This is a genomic window from Rhodopseudomonas sp. BR0G17 (genome assembly GCF_010907025.1).
Lineage (GTDB): Bacteria > Pseudomonadota > Alphaproteobacteria > Rhizobiales > Xanthobacteraceae > Rhodopseudomonas > Rhodopseudomonas palustris_H.
On record NZ_QUML01000017.1, the window covers coordinates 41,554 to 58,822 of the forward strand.

Below are 17,269 nucleotides of genomic sequence, written 5' to 3' on the forward strand. Positions count from 1 at the left end.
GACGGCAGCATCAGCGATCGAGACCGCCGAGCAGGATGTATTTGGTCTCGACATATTCCTCGATGCCGTGGCGCGAGCCCTCGCGGCCGAGGCCGGACTGCTTGACGCCGCCGAACGGAACCACATCGGCGCCGAGCAGCGCCGAGTTGACGCCGACCATCCCGGACTCCAGCGCCTCGGCGACGCGGAATACGCGTCCGAGGTCGCGCGCGTAGAAGTAGGACGCCAGGCCGAACGGCGAGTCGTTGGCCTGCGCGATCACGTCGGCTTCGTCGGTGAAGCGATACACCGGCGCCACCGGACCGAAGGTCTCTTCGCGCGTGATCAGCATCGCTGTGGTGACGCCGGCCAGCACGGTCGGCTCGAAGAAAGTGCGGCCAAGCTTGTGCCGTTTGCCGCCGAGCACGACCTTGGCCCCCTTGGCGACCGCGTCGGACACATGACGCTCGACCTTGGCGATTGCTTCGGCCGTGATCAGCGGCCCCTGGGTCACACCGGCGTCGACACCGTTACCGACCTGCAGCGTCGCCACCTTGGCGGTGAGCTTCTCCACGAACGCGTCGTAGATCCCGTCCTGCGCGTAGATGCGGTTGGCGCAGACGCAGGTCTGCCCCATGTTGCGGAACTTGGAGGCGATCACGCCTTCGACCGCAGCATCGAGATCGGCATCATCGAACACGATAAAGGGCGCGTTGCCGCCGAGTTCCAGCGCAACCTTTTTCACGGTGGAGGCGGCCTGGCGCATCAGGATCTTGCCGACCTCGGTCGAGCCGGTGAAGCTGATCGCCCGCACCGTCGGGTGCTCGGTCCACGCTTTGCCGATCGCTGGCGCATCGCCGGTGATGATGTTGAGCACGCCCGGCGGAAAGCCGGCGCGCTGCGCCAACACGCCGAGAGCCAGCGCGGTGAGCGGCGTTTCGGGAGCAGGCTTGATGACCACCGTGCAGCCGGCGGCGAGCGCCGGCGCGACCTTGCGGGTGATCATCGCGGCCGGGAAATTCCACGGCGTGATCGCCGCGACGACGCCAACCGGCTGGCGGATCACCATCGTGCGGGCATCGGCGCGGTGCGACGGAATGGTCTCGCCGTAGATGCGCCGCGCCTCCTCGGCGTAGAATTCGACGAACGAGGCTGCGTAGTCGATTTCACCGAGCGCTTCGGCGAGCGGCTTGCCCTGCTCGCGCGTCAGCAGCAGCGCCAGATCGTCGCGATTGGCAATGATCTGGTCGAACCAAGCGCGCAGCATGGTGGCGCGCTGCTTGGCGAGCAGCTTCGACCACTGCCGGAACGCGATGTCGGCGGCGCGCACCGCCTCCTCGGCCTCGTCGGTGCCGAACCGCGGCACCGCGCCGATGCGCTCACCGGTCGCCGGATTGAACACGGCATCGACCGGCTCACCACACCACTTGCCGCCAACAAGGCAGCGCTCGGCCAACAGGCCGGGATCACTCGGCATCAGCATCTCGATCATTCCCGTCTCGGCGCGGACGCGCCCTGTGCTAAGCGGCGAGGCAGCGCTCCAGGATCGCCAATCCCTCGTCGACGATCGCATCGGAGGCCGTCAGCGGCACAAGGATGCGAATGGTGTTGGCGGCGGTGCCGCACGACAGCAGGATCAGGCCGTTTTCGTACGCCAGCCGCGTCACGCGCTTGGTCGCCTCGGCATCCGGCTCATTACTGCCGCGCTGCTTGAGAATGTCGAATGCCACCATCGCACCGGGCCCGCGCGCGACCGAGGTCGGCACCAGCGTGTTCGACAGCGCGAAGCGATCGATCGCGCTGCGCAGCCGTTCGCCGATCTGGTTCGCACGCGCGATCAGGTTCTCTTCCTCGAACACATCGAGCACTGCGAGCGCTGCGGCACAGGCCAGCGGATTGCCCGCATAGGTACCACCGAGGCCGCCCGGCTCGGCCGCATCCATGATGGCGGCACGGCCGATCACGCCCGACAGCGGCAGGCCGCCGGCAAGGCTCTTGGCGACGCAGACGATGTCGGCCTGAACATCGTAGTGCTCCATCGCGAACATCTTGCCGGTGCGACCGAAGCCGGTCTGCACTTCGTCAGCGATCAACACGATGCCGTTCTCGTCGCACAGCCTGCGCAGGCCGCGCATCAGTTCGGGCGGGGCCTGATGGAAGCCGCCCTCACCCTGCACCGGCTCGATGATGATCGCCGCCACCTGCGACGCATCGATATCGGCCTTGAACACGAACTGCACGCAGCGCAGCGCATCCTCGACCGAGACGTCACCACCGACGACAGGGAACGGCACATGCCAGACGCCGGGCAGCGGCGGACCGAGCGCCTTCTTGTAGGGGATGACCTTGCCGGTCATCGCCGAAGCAAATGCGGTGCGGCCGTGGAAACCACCGGTGAACGCGATGACGCCGCTGCGTCCGGTCGCAGCGCGCGCGATCTTGACCGCGTTTTCGGTAGCTTCCGCGCCGGTGCTCAGCAGGATCGACTTCAGCGGCCCGTTGATCGGCGCCAACTGATTCAGACGCTCGGCGAGCCTGATGTAGCCTTCATAAGGCGCGACTTGGAAACACGTGTGGGTGAAGCGATCGAGCTGCTCACGAATCGCCGCGACAATACGCGGATGGCAATGGCCGGTATTGAGCACGGCGATGCCGCCGGCGAAATCGACGTAACGCTTGCCCTCGACGTCCCAGATCTCGCTATTCAGCGCACGCTCTGCAAACACCGGCGTCGCTTGGCTGACGCCCCGCACGACAGCCGTCTGCCTGCGCGTCAGCAATTCACTATTCGTCATCAGCTCTCTCCTGAACTGATGACAACGCTAATGTGACGGTTCGGACAATCAATCAGCTTGTAAGTTCGGTCTGGTGACTTCCATGCACCAATCAAAAAATGCTGCACCATAACGTGCAACCACTGGCGCATTGTTGAGCGATCCGCTCAACACGCAGCCATGCGTGATCACTCGAGCTCTGCGAGCACCTGCTTCAGCCAATTGCGCAGTGCAACGATCGCCGGATCGTCCCAACGCTCTTTCAGCGCGACGAGCTGATAAGTCTCCATATAAACCGACGATGTGATCACCTCGACCAGCGCGCCGGAACGCAGGTCTTCTTCGACCAGCACATCGTTGGCGAGCGCGACGCCCTGTCCGAGCCGTGCCGCTTCTATCGCCAGATGGGCGTGCCACAGCCGCTGGCCGCGCAGCGGCGGCAGATCGTCGAGGCCCGCGAGTTCAAACCAGCGGGTCCATTGCATGGTGGATTCTTCGTGGATTAGCGCAATCTGCGACAGATCTTCGAGGCTGGTGATTGCCGGATAGCGCGCCAGATAGGCCGGGCTGGCGACCGGGAAGACCCGCGGCCGCACCAGGATTTCCGACATCAGCGGCCCGCGGGAGTCGATCACGTCGGCATAGACGATTTCGGCGTCGGCCTCTGCCCGCGACAAATCCGGATGGGTGAGAGTCGGCTGCAGATTCACCTCCCAGTTGCGCGGAGGCCCGGTCAATTCCGGCAAGCGTGACAGCAGCAGGCGATTGGCGATGCCCGGAATGCACCAGATGTTCAGCGTCGGCAGCGACGACGGCCGCGCGCTGGTGGTGGCGCGCGCGATAATATCGAACGCCTGCGAGATCTGTGCATGAAAGCTGACGCCGGCTTCGGTCAGCATCACACCGCGGCCCTCGCCGCGGACCAGCGCCACGCCGAGAAACTTCTGCAGGTTCTGCAGATGGCGCGAGACGACGGTATGGCTGACGGCCAGTTCATCTCCGGCGGCGCGAACGCTGCCGGTGCGCCCGACGGCCTCGAAGGCGCGGAGCGCGATCAGCGACGGCAAACGACGGCGCATCATGAGAGCCGTATCGCCGGATCGCTGTAACGACGCTTGGACATTATAGACTTATCGCCTCCTCACACGCGCCGATCGAGATGATCACCCCCGATCGACCTCGATCTGCGGCAAAACTCTTCTCTCTTGTGGCACGGCGAAGCAACCGTCACAAATATCGCGCCGTCCTGTCGGACCGCATGCCTGCTGCCCGCCATGCACGTTCGCTCAATTTTGAACGATTCCAGGACGCTTCCCGCCGATCACGGCGAGCGCCCCCCCAAGAGGACAGACCAGGGCACCATCACGCAACGGCGGATGGAGCGCATCAAGAACCAGATCGCGGCCAGGAGTGGTCCAGTCGGACAACTGCAACCACGCCCGGCGCATCCTGTCTTCGGCGATCTTGTGCGGAAGCGCGCAGCACGGCGACGCCCATTGCTTGGTCGGCCGCGTCTGAGCGCCCACCGAAATTGCATTGAGACGATCGCTCCTGACGTCGATTAGCTCGCGGACTCAAACTCACCGAACAGCAGACCGTCTCCGCAGGACCTTCGCCGGCCTGACTCAGCGCATCCTCAGATTTGCGCTGAAAGATGACTCGCGAGGCCGGCGCGCATCGTGCGGCAGAGCCCGCAAAGATCTTCCACGCCAGCCGGACGAAACGATCAAAATCCTCCCGTCGCAGCCAAGTCTTTACAACAGCATTTCATTGCTGCTGGCACCGTTTGACGACACATTGCGGGCCTCTCGGGCTGGAGGTTCGCGGTATCTATACTGCCGATCGCCGGCGATTAGTTGGCCGCGAACATTGTAGGAGCACCCATGTCGGTTCGGCGCCGCCTCGATCATCGCGATGGTGCCGCTGGTGCGGCGTTCTTTGTGTTCGGGATTGCGTTCGCGGTTGTCGCGCTCAACTACCCGCTCGGCACGACGATGCGGATGGGGCCTGGGTATTTCCCGGTCGTGCTCGGCCTGATCCTGGCGGGCCTTGGCGTCGTCGTCGGCCTCGGCGCATTCCGCCGTCACTCGGTCGCGGAGCAAGCGGCAGGTCCCACCTCCCTCGCGATCCCGAAGCTCCGGCCGGCGCTGCTGATCTCCGCCAGCGTTCTGGTGTTCGCGGTGGCGATTGAATCGGTTGGCCTCGCGCTTGCGACGTTCGGCGTGGTCGCCGTCAGCAGCCTCGCCAATTCCAACGTAGGCTGGCGCTCGGTCACGGCCTCGGGCCTCGTTCTGGCGTCGGCTTCTGTCGCGATCTTCGCCTATGGGCTGCGGCTGCCGTTTAGGGTCACGCCGTTCTGATGGAGCTGTTCAGTCAACTCGGCCATGGCTTCGAAGCAGCGCTGACGCTCAGCAATCTCGGCTACTGCCTGCTCGGCGTCACGCTGGGCACGCTTGTCGGCGTGCTGCCGGGGCTCGGGCCCGTCGCCACCATCGCGATGCTGCTGCCCGCCACTTACGGCCAGCCGCCGCTGTCGGCGCTGATCATGCTCGCCGGCATCTATTATGGCGCGCAATACGGTGGTTCGACGTCGGCAATCCTGGTCAACCTGCCCGGCGAATCCTCCTCGGTCGTCACCTGCCTCGATGGCCACGCCATGGCGCGAAAGGGCCGCGCCGGGGCCGCTCTCGGCATCGCGGCGCTCGGCTCGTTCTTCGCCGGCACCGTGGCAACGCTGCTGATCGCCGCGCTTGCCGAACCGCTGTCGAACCTGGCGTTGAAGTTCGGCCCCGCCGAGTACTTCTCGCTGATGGTGCTCGGCCTGGTCGCGGCCGTGGTGCTCGCCAATGGCTCGCTCACCAAAGCGGTGGCGATGACCGTGCTCGGGCTGCTGCTCGGGCTGATCGGCACCGACGTCAATTCCGGCACCGAACGCTACAGCTTCGGCATCCCGGAATTGTCGGATGGCTTCGGCTTCGTCGTCGTCTCGATGGGATTGTTCGGCATCGCCGAGATCATCCACAATCTCGAGAAAGGCATCGAACGCAACGTGTTTGCGACCTCGGTCGGCGGCATCTGGCCGACCCGCGCGGACTTCAAGGCGGCCTGGAAACCGGTGCTGCGCGGCACGTTTCTCGGCTCGCTGCTCGGCGTGCTGCCCGGCGGCGGCGCGATCCTGAGTTCGTTCGCGGCCTACACCATCGAGAAGAAGCTGGCGAAGGATCCGAGCCGGTTCGGCCAGGGCGCGATCGAAGGCGTCGCCGCGCCGGAATCCGCCAACAACGCCGGCGCGCAGACCTCGTTCATTCCGCTATTGACGCTCGGCATTCCGCCGAACGCGGTGATGGCGCTGATGGTCGGCGCGATGATGATCCACGGCATCGTGCCAGGCCCGCAGGTAATGACTGAGAAGCCGGAACTGTTCTGGGGCCTGATCGCCTCGATGTGGATCGGAAATCTGCTGCTGGTGCTGCTCAACATGCCGTTGATCGGAATCTGGATCCGGCTGCTACGCGTTCCCTATCACGTGCTGTATCCGGCGATCCTGGTGTTCTGCTGCATCGGCATCTACAGCGTCAACCAGAGCACAATCGAAGTCGCGTTCGCTGTCGGCTTCGGCCTGCTCGGCTGGATGTTCATCAAGCTGCACTGCGAGCCGGCGCCGCTGCTGCTCGGCTTTGTGCTCGGCCCGCTGATGGAAGAAAACCTGCGGCGCGCGCTGCTGCTGGCGCATGGCGACCCGACCGTCTTCGTCACCCGCGGGCTGAGCCTCGCACTGCTGCTGATCGCGCTGGCGCTGATCGTCATCCTGGTGCTGCCGAGCGTCCGGAAGACGCGCGAGGTCGCCTTCCACGAAGACTGACCGACGCACCACGCCGCACGATGATTCGACGACGCCCTCCACCCTCTTCGATTTCTCCACCACGGAATGAAGGACGCCCATGACAGCCTCGACGGTCTCTCGCCGCATCCTGCTATGCGCAACGTTTGCCGCTTCTCTCGTCGCCGCCCTGCCAGCCTCGGCGCAGCCGGCTGACTGGCCGAACAAGCCGCTGAAGCTGATCGTGCCGTTCCCGCCCGGCGGCGCCGCCGATGCGGTCGGACGCGTCGTCGCGGAGAAGCTGAGCGAAGTGCTGAAGCAGCCGGTGGTGGTCGAGAACAAGGCCGGCGCCGGCACCGCGATCGCCGCCGACGCGGCGGCCAAGGCGGCGCCTGACGGCTACACGCTGTCGCTCGCGCCCGCCGGTCAGCTCACCATTCTGCCGCATCTGAACAAGTCGCTCTCTTACGATCCGTTCAAGAGCTTCGCGCCGGTGTCGCTGGTGGCGGAAGTGCCTTACGTGATCGGCGCCAGCGCCGACACGCCCGCGACCTCGCTGAAAGACCTGATCGCGGCGGCCAAGAAGGAGCCGGGTAAGCTCAGCTACTCGTCGTGCGGCAACGGCACGCTGTGCCATCTCAGCGGCGAGCTGTTCAAGAACCTCACCGGCACCGATCTGCTGCACGTGCCGTTCAAGGGCAGCGCGCCCGCGATCCAGGCCCTGCTCGGCGGCCAGGTCAACCTCTCGTTCGACACGCTGACCATCCTCGCGCCGCAGGTGAAGTCCGGCAAGGTCAAGGGGCTGGTGATCACCAGCCGCACCCGTTCGCCGCTGCTGCCCGACGTGCCGACCGCTGCGGAGGCCGGACTGCCGGAATTCGTGGTGTCGTCCTGGTTCGGCATCGTCGTTCCCGCCGGCACGCCGAAGGACATCGTGGCGCGGCTGAACACCGAGATCAACGCGCTGGCGAAATTGCCGGATGTCCGCGACCGTCTCGCCGCACAAGGCCTCGACGCGATCCCTTCGACCCCGGAGGCCTTCACCAAGGTCATTCACGAAGACTATGCGCGCTGGGGCAAGGTCGTGGAAGCGTCGGGCGCCAAGCTCGATTGAGATGGCACTGAGCCGGCTGCGGCGGACGTCAAATCCGCCGCAGCTGCATGCTGTGGCGATGGCTTCCACCGACGACCCAACTGCGACATAACACCGGCAACGACACGAACCACATCGGGGAGCAGATGGCGCAGACAAGGCTGATCTCGCTGCAAGAGGCAGTGCGACGCTATAGCTGGGACGGGATGCAGTATGCGAGCGGCGCTGCGTTGCCGATCGGATCCGACGCCATCATCTTTGGACGCGAATTGCTGCGCCAGGGCCGGCGCGACCTGCACGCGATCTTTCACTGCAACAGCCAGCAATTGAACCTGCTGGCCGCCGCCGGTGTGGTCACAAAGGCGGAATGCGGCTTCTCGGCCCTGGAAGTGTTTGGCTTCGCCAACGGCCTGCGCCGCGCAGTCGAGAGCGGCCACATGGCGCTCGAAGACTACTCCAACCTCGGATTGCCGCTGCGACTGCTCGGCGGCGCACTGAACTGGCCGTTCGTCCCGGCCACCGTGAACATCGGCTCTGATCTGCAGTATCGCAGCGCGTTCGCGCCCGACGATTATCCCAGCAAGCACAAGATCCCGACGGTGGTCGATCCGTTCACCGGCCGCGAGATCGGCGCGTTCAGTCCGCTAAAGCCGGATCTGGCGGCGATCCACGTCACCCTCGCCGATCCGTACGGCAACGCGATCATGCTCGGCACCGAATGGAGCCGGGTCGAGCTGTCCCGCGCAGCCAAGAAGGTGATCATCATTGCAGATGCGATCGTCGACACCGATTGCATCCGGCAATATCCGAACCTAGTGCGGATTCCGGATCTCGTCGTCGAGGCCGTGGTGCATTGGCCGTTCGCGGCCTGGCCGCAGAGCTCGCCCGGCATGTACGACGTCGACGAAGCACACATGAAGTTCATGAACAAGGCGCTCGGCAGCGAAGACGGCACCGCCGCCTACATCCGGGATTTCGTCACCAGCTATCACGACATCGACAGCTATCTCGACATGATCGGCCGCGACAAGATCGCCGAACTACGCAACAGCACCACCAGTTTCCTGCTCGATCCGTATCGGCGCTGGATTTTGCCGCCCGACGAGGTGGCCGCGTTGTCCGCCCAGGAGGTCGCAGCATGAGCGAGACACTGGACTATTCCCGCCAGGAGATGATGGCGATCGCCACGGGGCGCGAAGTGAAGGACGGCGAGCTGGCGATCTTCGGCGTCGGCCTGTCGATGCTGGCCGGTTACTTCGCCCAGGCCAATCATGCGCCGCATCTGCGGACCATGACCGAGGGCGGCGTCTATGGCGCGACGCCGGTCGGCGGCCTGCCCTGGGGTATCGAGTGCAACCGCATCTCGACCAACGCCACCAGCTTCACCTCGGCGATCGACGCGCTCGGCTTCCTGGTCGCCTCCGGCCGATGCGACGTCGGCGTGATCGGCGCGGCGCAGGTCGACAAGTTTGGCAACGTCAACACCACCGGCATCTGGGACGACGACATCGGCACGCACTATCGTCCACCCAAGATCCGTCTGCCCGGCGCGGGCGGCGCCAATGACATTGCCTGCGGCGCCAAGCGCTTCATCATCATGGTGACGCACGAACCCAAGCGCTTTGCCGAGAAGGTCACCTATCTGAGTTCGCCAGGCTATCTCGACGGCGGCAACGCCCGAGAGCGGTTCGGCTTCGTCGGCGGCGGACCATCGGCCATCATCACCACGCTGGGCATCCTGCGTCCCGATCCGGAGACCAAGGAATTTCAGCTCGACGGCTGGTTCGCGTTCTCCAGCGTCGACGAGATCAAGGCGCACACCGGCTGGGACCTGAAGGTGTCGCCCACCGCCCACATGATCGCCGAGCCGACGGCCACCGAGCTCGCGAACCTGCGCAAGGTCGATGAGACCGGCGCGCTGCGCAAGCACTAGCGCGCCCGACAACGAGGACTTCCGATGACCGACACTCCTTACGTGCTGCGCGCCGACGATGATGGCGTCACCACGCTGACGCTGAACCGGCCCCAGGCGCGCAACGCGCTGTCGCAGGGGATGCTGGAGGCGCTGCGCGCGGCGCTGGCGGAGATCGCCGCCGACGCCAGCGTGCAGGTGCTGATCATCGCCGGCTCCGGCCCGACCTTCTGCGCCGGTCATGACCTGAAAGAACTGCGGGCCGGCAACTATGACCCCGGCTATGTCGACCGCCTGTTCGCCGCCTGCGCCGAGGTGATGCAGGCGATCGTTCATTTGCCGAAGCCGGTGATCGCGCGGGTCCACGGCGTCGCCACCGCCGCCGGCGCCCAGCTGGTCGCCAGCGCCGATCTCGCCTTCGCTGCTGACGATGCGCGGTTCGCAACGCCGGGCGTGAATATCGGGCTGTTCTGCTCGACCCCGATGGTGGCGCTGTCGCGCAATCTGACGCGCAAGCACGCGATGCAGATGCTGCTGTCCGGCGATCTGATCGACGCCGACACCGCGTTCCGGTTCGGCTTGGTCAACGAGGTCGTTCCCGCCGCCGAGCTCGAGCAGCGCACCCTCGCCTTCGCGCGGCAGATCGCGAGCAAGTCTCCGCTGACGCTGGCGATCGGCAAAGAGGCGTTCTACCGCCAGGCCGAATTGTCGCTGGCGGACGCCTACGCTTACACCAGTCAGGTGATGGCGAAAAACCTTCAGGCCGAAGACGCCAAGGAAGGCATCGATGCCTTCCTTGGGAAACGCCCGCCGGTGTGGTGCGGGCGGTGAGACGTCGCGGAGCTTAAGCTCCGCACGCGTTACAGCAGCCGTCCCGCGATCACGTAGATCGGTGCCAGCACCACGAACGCTGCCACCAGCAGGCAGGCGAATGCTCGGCCCCAAGGGCCGGGCTCGGCTGCCGGCATATCCGCATAGCTGTCGGCCGGCTTGCGGCCGGTGATCATCGCCTGGATCAGCGGCTCGCGGCTGGTGACCGCGTAGATCACGTTGGCGGCGACGTGGACCGCGACGAACACCTCGATCGCGGTGAAGATCCGGCGGTGCCACAGCGCGGCGGTGTCGACGGTGGCATCGGCGACCGTCTTGGCGAGCGGTCCCTCGATGATCAGACGGTCTTCATCCGCGGAGAACAGCCCGCTGATCGCCATCGCGAACACCAGCGCCAGCAGCGCCACCACCATCCATCCGCCGAGCGGATTGTGGCCGAGAAACTTCTTCTTGTCGGTGATGTAGGCCAGCACCTTGCCCGGCATCGCCACGAAGCTGCCGAACCGTGCGGTCGAGCCGCCGACGAAGCCCCACAGGATGCGGAAGACGATCAGCACCAGCGCGGTATAGCCATTGAGCTTGTGCCAGGCGGGATAGGCCCCGCCATAGGTGTTGCTGATCCAGCCATCGAGGACGACGAAGACGAGCGCCCACTTGAAGACGCGCGTGGGCCCGTCCCAGGCGACGACGCTCGCTTCGTTCATGTCTTAGCTCTTCTTGGCGCGGAAGTCGTCGTGGCACGACTTGCAGTTGCCGAGCACGCCGCCGATGTTCGCCTTGAGCGAGGCTTCATCCTTGATCGTGCCCTGCGCCGCGGTGGCCGCAGCGGCCAGCTTAGCGAACAGGTCGTCGAACTTCGCCTTGTCTTCCCAGATCTTCGGCAGCGCCGCGGTGTCGCCACCGGTCTTGGAATCGGCCGGGAACAGCGCCGGCAGCTTCTTCGAGTCGTCTGCGATCGCGGCCAGCGACTTCTGCACCACCGCCTGGTCGAACTTCGCCTCGCCCTTCAGCATCGCGGCGATCGGCTTGGTCGCCTCGCCCATTTGCTTCAGGATCGCCTTGCGCTGCGCGATGGCGTCGGTCTGCGCGATCGCGAAGCCGCTGCCCAGCACAACCAGTCCGGCGATAGTAGCAATTCTCAATTTCATCTTTGCAGGTCCTTTTGATCGTTCCGGTCGCCGCAGGCGCCGACCGGCAGCTTCACCCATCCCGGTGAGTCGCTTCCATCGCGGCTGTTCTCCCACAATCAACCTGACGTTGCGGTGACAACGTCACAGAGCCGGGAGTGCAGCGACCGCGATTCTCCTGCCCCCACCCGATCTCTTAGCCGATGCGACATCGCCGCCGCAAACGATCGGGAAGAACCAACTGCGAACACCTGCCCTGACATGGACGCAATGGCTAAAGATTGGGACAGCAGCCCACGTGATCAGACCAAGCAGATCCGGATCGATCTTTTGATCCGCTGATCACATGTGCGTCATTGTCGCAGGCGTGCGCCGCTTGAGGCCGAGCACATTCACGTATTTGGTACATAACGTACCAACACACGCCACTCTGCTCTCGGCATTTGCGACTTTCTGGCAATTCTAAATGAGCCGAAGAGATGTGTCCGGCGAAGTAGTTAGGCTCATTCACAGGAGCCGCTGCACGCGGCGCGCGAGCGACAGCGATTGCCGCCCCTCGGGCGTTGTTGTTACGCGAAGCGATATCTCGCGTGACTTACGCCGGAGAAAACAGACTCATCATGACGACACCTGCCGAGATCCGCCCGATGCTGAGCATCGAGGGCGAGGAAGATCTCATCGACATTCACTTCGATATGGTCGCCGCGTATCACGGCCAGAGCGCACTGGCGATGCTCGCAGTGACGTTTCAGGCGCTGCGCCTGATGCTGCCGGCGCTGTCGCCGCAGCGTCCACTGCGGCGCTCCGAGATCAGCGTGATCAGCGGACATCCGGGTCCGGGCGTGCGCGACGCTTTCGAATTCGTCACCCGCGCGGTGACGCGCGGCGTCTACACCGTCGACCGCTCGCTGCCGCATGCGCGGCTGTGTCCGGGCGCCGACATGTCTTACAGCTGGCGGGTTTCGGCGGGTGAGCAGAGTGTCGGCGTCGCGCTACGTCAGGGCGCGGTTCCGGAACGGTTCTTCGAGCTGATCGGCCGCGGTGCGGCACGGAGCGATGCAGAGAATGTGGAGCTCTCCGCGCTGAAGCGCAGCGTCGCCGATGCTGTGCTGGCCACGTCGCCCGATGCGCTGTTCGACCGGCTGTAATCGGAGTACGCGATGAAAACCATCATCCGCTTCTCCTGCGGTCACAAGACCTCGTCGGCCGGCTGGGCCGACCGGCTCGCCGGCCTGCCCTGCACCATTCGCGATGTTGATCTTTACGCGCTCGACGCCGCGCTGCTCGACGGCGCGGATGCACTGCTGATCGGCATGCATATGGACCAGCGCTTTCTGCAGGCCAACGCGGCACTGCTCGGCGATTACGTCGCGGCCGGCGGCATCGCCGTCGTCAGCGGCCATATCGCCCACCCGTTCCTGCCCGGCCTGTCGCCGGTGCAGCCGCTCGGCGGCGGCAGCCTCGCCGATCTGACCATCGCCCGCGCGCAGGCACATCCGATTTGGGATGGCGTGGCGCTCGAGGATCTCATCTTCCGGCGCGGCGTCGCCGGTTTCTACGGCCATGCCTGGCATAGGCCACCGGAGGGCGCGACCGTGATCCACACGATGGGGCCGGCGGCGCGTCCGCTCGACTTCATCTATCGCCACGGCCGCGGCGAGGTGCTGATGCACGGCGGCAATGATCTGTGGAGCTTCGGCGGCGACGACTCGAGCCGTCGCCTGCTGCCGCAGCTGATGTCCTGGCTGGTGGAGGCGCGCTCATGACCGTCGCAGTGCTCGATAGCGGCACGTACTATCATCACGAGACCATCTTCGGCGACCGTTTCCGCGACCGCTTCGATCGGGTGATCTACGCACCAGCGCTGACCACCGCCGACCTCGCCGAACCGACGCTGCTGATCATCCCCGATCGCACCAATCCCGATGTCATGCGCCGTCACCAGCCGCTGCTCACGGACTTTCTCGCCCGCGGCAACACGCTGGTGGTGCTCGGCGAGAGCGAGGCCGAGACCTGGGCGCCGGGCGTGCGCAGCGCCGGACGGCCGACCAACTTCTGGTGGTGGCTCGATCCTGCGCAGAAGCCGCCGCACCAGATCGTGGCGCCCGATCACGAGATCTTCAGCTACGTGCCGGCGGAGTCGACGATCTGGCACATTCACGGCGTGCTGTTTCCGCCGGACGGCGCGCAGGCGCTCGTCACCGTGCCGGACGATCGCGACGGCTGCGATCCCGGCGGCGCACTGCTCTATGACGATCGCGTCACCACGCCGGGCCGCCTGATCGTCTCAACGCTCGATCCGTTCTATCACCACGGCAGCCGGTTCATGCCGGCGACGACGCGGTTTCTCGACGGCTTCCTGCGCTGGGCGCAAGCCACCGCGCGATCATAGCCGCGGAGGCGGCGCATCGACGCCCGTCAGCCGGTGCACCGGCACGGTCGCCTCGATGCGCTCGCCATCCGCCTCGATCGTGACACGGCGCACCGGCACGCCGTAAAGCCGCGCCAGATTGGCCTCGTCGAGCACGCGATCGGCGGGGCCGAACACCGGCTCGCCCGCCATCATCAGCACCTTGTCGGCAACCGCGAGCGCATGATCGGGATGATGCGTGGTGAACACCACGGTCATGCCGTCGTCGCGAACGAGGCGACGGATCAGTCGCAGGACCACGCCCTGATTGGCAAGATCCAGCGCCGAGGCCGGCTCGTCGAGCAGCAGGACGCGGCAATCGCCGGCGAGCGCGCGGGCGAACAGCACGAGCTGGCGCTGGCCGCCGCTGAGCCGGTCGTAGCGACGTTCGGCGAGATCGGCGATGCCGACCGCCTCGAGACAAGCTTCGGCGCGGGCGAGATCGCGCCGCCCTGGCGCGCCGAAGCGGCCGAGATAGCGGCTGCGCCCGAGCAGCACCATGTCGATCACCCGGTAGCCGACATCGCCGCGCAGCGCCTGCGGCACCACGCCGACGATGCCGTCGACGCTGATACGTCCCTGCTTCAACGCCAGCGTATTCGCGAGCGCGCGCAGCAACGTGGTCTTGCCGCAGCCGTTCGGCCCGAGGATTGCGGCGGCCTCACCTTCCGCGATCGCGAATGACAGATCGCGAAACAGCCACTGCTCCGGGCGAAACCAATGCCCCGCCTGCTCCACTTGGATCATGCCGTCTGTCCTCTTGCATGCCGGCGCAGCAGCCAGGCGAACACCGGCGTGCCAACGATCGCGGTGACGATGCCGACCGGAATTTCAGCCGCCGACAGGTCGCGCGCCAGCGTGTCGGCCGCCATCAGGAAGGCGGCGCCCGCGACCGCCGACACCGGCAGCAGCCGGCGATGATCCGCCCCGACCACCATGCGAACCAGATTTGGGATCACCAGTCCGACCCAGCCGATCGTGCCGGAGACCGCGACCTGCGCCGAGACCGCAAGGCAGGTGGCGCCGAGCAGGATCACGCGGTCGCGTCCGGGCTCGACACCGAGCGTCCGGGCTTCTTCGTCGCCGAGCGACAGCACGTTGACGCGCCAGCGCATCGCCAGCATCACGCCGCCGCCCAGGATGGTACACGTCGCCAGCAACGCCAGGTTCGGCCAGCTCGATGCCGCGAAGCTGCCAAGCAGCCAGAACACAATGCCGGGTAGTTTTACTTCAGGATCGGCGATGAAGGTGACGAAGCCGACCAGCGCGCTGCAAAACGCCCCGATCACCACGCCGGCGAGCACCAGCGTCAAAACCGGCGAGACGCCGTCGCCGCGGTGAACGATCAGCACTGCGGCGAGCGCGATCGCCGCGCCGGCGAACGCGCCGAGATGCACCGGCAGGCCGAAGCCGAACAACAGGATCGCAACGACGCCGCCGAGTGACGCGCCGGATGCGGCGCCGATGGTTTGCGGGCCGACCAGCGGGTTGCGGAACATGCCCTGCAGCACCGCGCCGGACAGCGCCAGCCCGGCGCCGGCAATGCCGGCCATCAGCACCCGCGGCAATCGCACCGTCGTGACAACAATCCGCTCCGTCGGTGTCCAACTCGCGGCGCCCCACCCCGCCGGCAACCAGTTCGCTGCATCGAGACCGAACGAAGCGAACAGCTCGTGCAGCAGAATGCCGAACACATGCGCGGCCGTCACGTGGTAGCGGCCCGCCGACAGACAGAGCAGCGCCGTCACGATCGGCAGCAGAACGAGCGCGGCGGCTATCAAAGATGTTGCGGTAGGATGTCCGGGCCGCACGGCGGCAGTGTCGAGCGTACTCATCGCGCGACCGCAAACCGGGCGTAGCCGGCGGACGCGCCGTTCTGCGGCGTCTGCAGAATGGCATCGATCTCGGCATCGGCCAGCGCGTGATCGTAGAGGAAGCTGTACCAGTCCCGCATCTCGGTGCGCAGATCGGTCGTCAGCCGATCCGGATGCAGTAGTTTCGCGAGCCATGTCCATGCCAGCGCCGACTCGTGGCTCGGCGGGTCCCAGCGATACCCGCCGAGCGGCACGCGATACACACGGCGCTGCTTGATCGCCGCAATGCCCTGCAGCCGTGGATCGCGATAAAGATCAGCCGGCATCGCGCTGTCGAAATTGCCGAGCAGAATGACATCGGGATTCCACACCAGCAGTTGCTCGAGCGTGACGGTGCGACTACCGCCGATCTCGCCGGCCGCATTGCGTCCGCCGGCGGTGCGGATGACGAAGTCCGTATAGGTGTCGCGACCAGCGACGGCGAACGAGTCCGAGGCGCGTGACAAATGCAGCACCCGCGGCCGCTCGGCCTCCGGCGTTGCTCTGAAGGTGGCCGCGAGCACGTCCTGCCGTTGCCGCTGCCGCTCGACGATCCTGCCCGCACGCGGCTCCTGCCCTGCGAGCCGTCCCATCATCAGACTCGCGCCCTCGACCTCGTCCTGGCCGCCGTAGCGCAGGCCCAGCACTGTGAGGCCGGCGCGATCGAGCATCGCGATCGGCTCGTCGCCGGAGGTCGCCCATTGCAGCACCGCGTCCGGATGCAGCGCCATGATCGCCTCGACATTCGGCACCACGCCGGCGCCGCGGGTGATCCCGGTCGGGATCTGATCGAACGACGGAAAGATCCGGCTGAGAATGCCGGCGCGCATCGCTGTGGCCGACGCCGGATTCATCCCGGCGACATGCGTGGCCGAACGATCGATCGCCATGTAGGTCGACGGCGCCGGCATCGGCAGGAACACCACCCGCTGCGCCGGTGTGGTGACGGCAACGGTCCGTCCGCGCTGGTCGGTCAACTCAGCGGCCCGAGACGAAACGGCCATTACCGAGACGCCGATCACCACGGCGATCGCCGGTCTCATCCATCGCAATGACGACAGCATCACGTTGACGACCTCACAGCGCTCCTCCTGACCTGCCTCTGCACGGCACCGCCGTTCATAGGCGGCCGATCACAGAACGCAAAACCAAAACACCGCGATGACGCGCGCGACGACGTCCTCGAGACTAGAATCTCTCAAGATTGAGTTGGTACGGTTGCGCGCGTTACTAATCGCGCGCGTAACGAAACAGACATCCCATTTTGTAATGTGTCGAGATTTGCCTGCACACGGTGGTAATCGTGCGCCACGCTAACGTGGGGATGGTGGTGATCGAAGTGACGACTCGATAAGGACCCGTTCACTAATCGTGAACTGGGGGACGCCACCAAATGATTCAACGGGCATTCACGCGCGAATCCGCACGGAGCCGACTTCTTGCTTCCAGCTGCGGACTGAGCGTCGCACT

General features: G+C 65.7%; 17 protein-coding genes. 9 read left to right on the forward strand and 8 right to left on the reverse strand.

Going from position 1 to position 17,269, the window contains the following annotated elements:
• Positions 1 to 10 precede the first annotated feature (10 nt).
• The 3 genes from DY467_RS14680 to DY467_RS14690 all read right to left on the reverse strand — a co-directional run bounded on the left by DY467_RS14680 (position 11) and on the right by DY467_RS14690 (position 3,835).
• Positions 11 to 1,462, reverse strand: coding sequence for an NAD-dependent succinate-semialdehyde dehydrogenase (locus DY467_RS14680; protein ID WP_107344241.1), 1,452 nt, complete (start codon positions 1,460 to 1,462; stop codon positions 11 to 13).
• A 37-nt stretch (positions 1,463 to 1,499) separates the two neighbouring features.
• Positions 1,500 to 2,774: a 4-aminobutyrate--2-oxoglutarate transaminase gene (gene gabT, locus DY467_RS14685; protein ID WP_107344239.1), complete on the reverse strand. Its 1,275-nt coding sequence runs from the start codon at positions 2,772 to 2,774 to the stop codon at positions 1,500 to 1,502.
• A gap of 167 nt (positions 2,775 to 2,941) precedes the next feature.
• Positions 2,942 to 3,835 carry a LysR substrate-binding domain-containing protein gene (locus DY467_RS14690; protein ID WP_107344237.1) on the reverse strand — a complete coding sequence of 298 codons (894 nt, stop codon included), beginning with the start codon at positions 3,833 to 3,835 and terminating at the stop codon, positions 2,942 to 2,944.
• Between the two features lie 801 nt (positions 3,836 to 4,636).
• Here DY467_RS14690 and DY467_RS14695 point away from each other — a divergent pair.
• The 6 genes from DY467_RS14695 to DY467_RS14720 all read left to right on the forward strand — a co-directional run bounded on the left by DY467_RS14695 (position 4,637) and on the right by DY467_RS14720 (position 10,409).
• On the forward strand, positions 4,637 to 5,113 hold the full coding sequence (locus DY467_RS14695) for a tripartite tricarboxylate transporter TctB family protein (RefSeq protein ID WP_164637065.1): 477 nt from the start codon (positions 4,637 to 4,639) through the stop codon (positions 5,111 to 5,113).
• Positions 5,113 to 6,615, forward strand: coding sequence for a tripartite tricarboxylate transporter permease (locus tag DY467_RS14700; RefSeq protein WP_164572968.1), 1,503 nt, complete (start codon positions 5,113 to 5,115; stop codon positions 6,613 to 6,615). The genes DY467_RS14695 and DY467_RS14700 overlap by 1 nt, the downstream gene beginning before the upstream one ends.
• Positions 6,616 to 6,694: 79 nt before the next feature.
• Entirely contained in the window at positions 6,695 to 7,687 is a 993-nt protein-coding gene (locus tag DY467_RS14705) for a Bug family tripartite tricarboxylate transporter substrate binding protein (RefSeq protein ID WP_164572967.1), read from the forward strand.
• A gap of 125 nt (positions 7,688 to 7,812) precedes the next feature.
• Positions 7,813 to 8,808 carry a CoA transferase subunit A gene (locus DY467_RS14710; protein WP_164637068.1) on the forward strand — a complete coding sequence of 332 codons (996 nt, stop codon included), beginning with the start codon at positions 7,813 to 7,815 and terminating at the stop codon, positions 8,806 to 8,808.
• Entirely contained in the window at positions 8,805 to 9,599 is a 795-nt protein-coding gene (locus DY467_RS14715) for a CoA-transferase subunit beta (protein WP_164637071.1), read from the forward strand. The genes DY467_RS14710 and DY467_RS14715 overlap by 4 nt, the downstream gene beginning before the upstream one ends.
• Positions 9,600 to 9,623: 24 nt before the next feature.
• Positions 9,624 to 10,409 carry an enoyl-CoA hydratase gene (locus DY467_RS14720; RefSeq protein WP_164637074.1) on the forward strand — a complete coding sequence of 262 codons (786 nt, stop codon included), beginning with the start codon at positions 9,624 to 9,626 and terminating at the stop codon, positions 10,407 to 10,409.
• 29 nt (positions 10,410 to 10,438) lie between these two features.
• Here DY467_RS14720 and DY467_RS14725 read toward each other — a convergent pair whose 3' ends face one another.
• Both DY467_RS14725 and DY467_RS14730 read right to left on the reverse strand, forming a co-directional pair.
• On the reverse strand, positions 10,439 to 11,113 hold the full coding sequence (locus tag DY467_RS14725; RefSeq protein ID WP_164637076.1) for a cytochrome b/b6 domain-containing protein: 675 nt from the start codon (positions 11,111 to 11,113) through the stop codon (positions 10,439 to 10,441).
• A 3-nt stretch (positions 11,114 to 11,116) separates the two neighbouring features.
• Positions 11,117 to 11,557 carry a c-type cytochrome gene (locus DY467_RS14730; RefSeq protein WP_107344224.1) on the reverse strand — a complete coding sequence of 147 codons (441 nt, stop codon included), beginning with the start codon at positions 11,555 to 11,557 and terminating at the stop codon, positions 11,117 to 11,119.
• Positions 11,558 to 12,156: 599 nt separating this feature from the next.
• Between DY467_RS14730 and DY467_RS14735 the strand changes: the two genes are divergently transcribed.
• From DY467_RS14735 to DY467_RS14745, 3 genes are read left to right on the forward strand one after another with little or no spacing between them, the layout of a single operon-like run.
• Positions 12,157 to 12,684, forward strand: a complete 528-nt coding sequence (locus tag DY467_RS14735; RefSeq protein ID WP_164637079.1) for a hypothetical protein — start codon at positions 12,157 to 12,159, stop codon at positions 12,682 to 12,684.
• Between the two features lie 12 nt (positions 12,685 to 12,696).
• Positions 12,697 to 13,302 carry a hypothetical protein gene (locus DY467_RS14740; RefSeq protein ID WP_164637081.1) on the forward strand — a complete coding sequence of 202 codons (606 nt, stop codon included), beginning with the start codon at positions 12,697 to 12,699 and terminating at the stop codon, positions 13,300 to 13,302.
• Entirely contained in the window at positions 13,299 to 13,928 is a 630-nt protein-coding gene (locus DY467_RS14745) for a hypothetical protein (RefSeq protein WP_164637083.1), read from the forward strand. Before DY467_RS14740 ends, DY467_RS14745 begins: the two co-directional genes overlap by 4 nt.
• Here the strand turns inward: DY467_RS14745 and DY467_RS14750 are convergent.
• The 3 genes from DY467_RS14750 to DY467_RS14760 are packed head-to-tail and all read right to left on the reverse strand — an operon-like array spanning position 13,923 to position 16,842.
• The gene (locus DY467_RS14750; RefSeq protein ID WP_164637085.1) at positions 13,923 to 14,693 is read right to left on the reverse strand and encodes an ABC transporter ATP-binding protein; all 771 of its coding nucleotides are present in this window, start codon (positions 14,691 to 14,693) and stop codon (positions 13,923 to 13,925) included. The two genes, DY467_RS14745 and DY467_RS14750, sit on opposite strands and share 6 nt — an antisense overlap.
• Positions 14,690 to 15,781, reverse strand: coding sequence for a FecCD family ABC transporter permease (locus DY467_RS14755; protein WP_164637087.1), 1,092 nt, complete (start codon positions 15,779 to 15,781; stop codon positions 14,690 to 14,692). The genes DY467_RS14750 and DY467_RS14755 overlap by 4 nt, the downstream gene beginning before the upstream one ends.
• Complete coding sequence (locus DY467_RS14760; RefSeq protein WP_246701549.1) at positions 15,778 to 16,842, reverse strand: ABC transporter substrate-binding protein; 1,065 nt, start codon at positions 16,840 to 16,842, stop codon at positions 15,778 to 15,780. The genes DY467_RS14755 and DY467_RS14760 overlap by 4 nt, the downstream gene beginning before the upstream one ends.
• Between the last annotated feature and the right edge of the window lie 427 nt (positions 16,843 to 17,269).

Bases quoted from the DNA above. Each gene is read 5' to 3' on its own strand.
- DY467_RS14690 (WP_107344237.1), bottom strand. From the start codon at position 3,835: ATGATGCGCCGTCGTTTGCCGTCGCTGATCGCGCTCCGCGCCTTCGAG.
- DY467_RS14730 (WP_107344224.1), bottom strand. From the start codon at position 11,557: ATGAAATTGAGAATTGCTACTATCGCCGGACTGGTTGTGCTGGGCAGC.
- DY467_RS14680 (WP_107344241.1), bottom strand. From the start codon at position 1,462: ATGCTGATGCCGAGTGATCCCGGCCTGTTGGCCGAGCGCTGCCTTGTT.
- DY467_RS14740 (WP_164637081.1), top strand. From the start codon at position 12,697: ATGAAAACCATCATCCGCTTCTCCTGCGGTCACAAGACCTCGTCGGCC.
- DY467_RS14750 (WP_164637085.1), bottom strand. From the start codon at position 14,693: ATGATCCAAGTGGAGCAGGCGGGGCATTGGTTTCGCCCGGAGCAGTGG.
- DY467_RS14695 (WP_164637065.1), top strand. From the start codon at position 4,637: ATGTCGGTTCGGCGCCGCCTCGATCATCGCGATGGTGCCGCTGGTGCG.
- DY467_RS14745 (WP_164637083.1), top strand. From the start codon at position 13,299: ATGACCGTCGCAGTGCTCGATAGCGGCACGTACTATCATCACGAGACC.
- DY467_RS14700 (WP_164572968.1), top strand. From the start codon at position 5,113: ATGGAGCTGTTCAGTCAACTCGGCCATGGCTTCGAAGCAGCGCTGACG.
- DY467_RS14705 (WP_164572967.1), top strand. From the start codon at position 6,695: ATGACAGCCTCGACGGTCTCTCGCCGCATCCTGCTATGCGCAACGTTT.
- DY467_RS14715 (WP_164637071.1), top strand. From the start codon at position 8,805: ATGAGCGAGACACTGGACTATTCCCGCCAGGAGATGATGGCGATCGCC.
- DY467_RS14720 (WP_164637074.1), top strand. From the start codon at position 9,624: ATGACCGACACTCCTTACGTGCTGCGCGCCGACGATGATGGCGTCACC.
- DY467_RS14760 (WP_246701549.1), bottom strand. From the start codon at position 16,842: ATGAGACCGGCGATCGCCGTGGTGATCGGCGTCTCGGTAATGGCCGTT.
- DY467_RS14755 (WP_164637087.1), bottom strand. From the start codon at position 15,781: ATGAGTACGCTCGACACTGCCGCCGTGCGGCCCGGACATCCTACCGCA.
- gabT (WP_107344239.1), bottom strand. From the start codon at position 2,774: ATGACGAATAGTGAATTGCTGACGCGCAGGCAGACGGCTGTCGTGCGG.
- DY467_RS14735 (WP_164637079.1), top strand. From the start codon at position 12,157: ATGACGACACCTGCCGAGATCCGCCCGATGCTGAGCATCGAGGGCGAG.
- DY467_RS14725 (WP_164637076.1), bottom strand. From the start codon at position 11,113: ATGAACGAAGCGAGCGTCGTCGCCTGGGACGGGCCCACGCGCGTCTTC.
- DY467_RS14710 (WP_164637068.1), top strand. From the start codon at position 7,813: ATGGCGCAGACAAGGCTGATCTCGCTGCAAGAGGCAGTGCGACGCTAT.